The 2,212-nt window shown below is 59.0% G+C and carries 1 protein-coding gene; it reads left to right on the forward strand.

Translation table 11 applies throughout. The features are described from left to right. The coding region (locus AB4Z27_RS28795; protein WP_441645958.1) for a DUF637 domain-containing protein at nt 1-1,545 on the forward strand (1,545 nt) is incomplete at its 5' end. Between the last annotated feature and the right edge of the window lie 667 nt (nt 1,546-2,212).

Genomic DNA, 2,212 nt, shown 5'->3' on the forward strand with positions numbered 1-2,212 from the left:
CTCGGGCTGAACTACACCGAGGACACGCTCCAGGACGACATCCACACCCGGTTTATCAAGGAAAAGAAGGGCTTCGGCATCATCGGCCAGATCGTGGCGATGGTGGCTGCGGTGGCGATTTCGATTGTTACGGCGGGGGCGGGGGCGGCGATTGTGGGTGCTGCCTACAGCGCGGCAATGGGCGCCACCGTCGCGGCAGGTGCGGCCTTTGCCTCTGCGGGCATCGGCGCTGTGCTATCCGCGGGGCTCACGGGGCTCATCGCCGGCACGTTGTCCAGCATGGTGACGCAGGTCATCACCACGGGCTCGCTCAACATGGGGGCCGCGCTCAAAGCAGGCGCCGTCTCCGGACTGACCGCGGGGCTCACGCAAGGCGCGATGGGCGCGCTCGACCTCAGCTCCCCGGGCGTTACCAGCTTTGGCGATAACATTGCCAAGGGCAACTGGGCAGCAGTGCAAGCGAACGCCGGCAGCTATATCCAGGCCAGCATCGTGCGCTCGGCGATCAGCGCCGGCGTAAATACGGCCGTCTATGGCGGGAGCTTTGGGCAGGCGTTCGCCGGTGGGCTGGTGCGGGATGCGGCGGCCGTGGGCGCCAACGCGGTGGGGGCGAGTGCGCCGGGTATTGGCATGCCGGGGTCGGACCCTTCCACGATCCTGACCAATGTACTGGGTCATGCGCTGGTGGGGTGTGCTGCGCAGAGCCTGAGCGGTGGGGATTGTGCGGGAGGCGCGATTGGCGGGGCGGCCAGTGCGGTGGCGGCGCCGTTGATTCGGGACGAGGTGTATGCCGACAGCCCCGTACTCAATTACAGCGACGACAAGATTCGGCAAGCCGTTACGGTCGGTCTGGCAACGCTTGTGGGCGGGGCTGCAGGTGCGCTCCTGGGAGTTGATGTCACTTCGGCTGGGTTAGCGGCGCAGAATGAGGCGATCAATAATGCCACCGGTGCCATGATGGTGCCGAGACCTGCGCCAACTGGGCCGGGCGGTACGTACACGCCGAACAACGGCCCGCAAAAGTCCGACCCGTTGACCAACCCGCTGGAAGCGGAGAATGATGGTGGTCCGATTGGGACGCCGAATAGTGGGCCGCAGGGTTCGACGCTGATTGGGACGCCGAATGTCGGGCCGGTGGGAGCGACATTGTTGTCGAATCCCGGGTGCGTGCTGATGCCGGTCATATGTGCTGGGCTGACGGCAATTGCGCAGGTTCAGAACGATGCTGGGTCGTTGTGGTCGTCAACGGGTTCAAAATCCGCTGTCGAAAATGCCTATAGTCACTGGGATAAGCACATGACCGAATTCCCGGAGTATAACAATTCTGTTCAATATGTTCGTGGAGCACAGATTTTCGTTGCAACTCCTCCACCAGGAACGTTAGCTATAAGTCGTTCTAATGGTGACACGGTTCTATATAATCCGAACACCAATACACTCGCAGTAAAGGGGGCGGATGGATCGCCGAAAACTATGTTTAGGCCGGATCCGGCTCAACACGGATATCCGACGAACTTGGACTACGTCAATGCACAAAAAAGATAATGGCTGCCGAGTATGTGGATATATGTTGGATTTTCGCCCATGGGGTGATGATGGGTGTTCTCCAACGTGGGAGATTTGCCCTTGCTGCGGAACAGAATTCGGATATGAGGATTCCACGCCGGAAAGCGCTAGAGCGAGGCGAATTAAATGGATCTCCTATGGGATGAAATGGTTTAAGGAGGGGGAAAAACCAATGGGTTGGGATTATGAGAGTCAGTATGCCAACATTCCCGATAATTTTAGGTAGATGATTTGTCCACGAAGCCTACCAGGTCTCATGAATCGCCCCCTACCAGGGGGTTACCTTCCTTGGGGAAGAGCATTACGCCCCGCTTTCCAACGCAGTTCCCATCTGGCGGCTTCTTCTTCGTGAATCGTCCGGCTTGTAAGCACGTCGCCTCGGCTGCCACCGAGACGGAAAAGACGCTCAGCTTTGTGCTCGATTCCGGGAAATCAAGTATGTGCGTAGTTGGCCATCGTCGGGTCTGATGGTCGGTCGCTTGGTACTGGAGGTGGAAACGCCGGAAAAAGCAAAGGAAGATCTCGCGTCGCTGAGCTATACGGGCGATCAGGTCAAGACGGCTGCGAAGTAATAAGAAGTGTTTGGGAGGGTGCTCCGGCATTCCTCCAGGTTGAGGCATTGCGCTTTTAGCTGACCGATTGACCG

It is taken from the genome of Cupriavidus sp. KB_39, from assembly GCF_052114485.1.
Taxonomy (GTDB): domain Bacteria; phylum Pseudomonadota; class Gammaproteobacteria; order Burkholderiales; family Burkholderiaceae; genus Cupriavidus.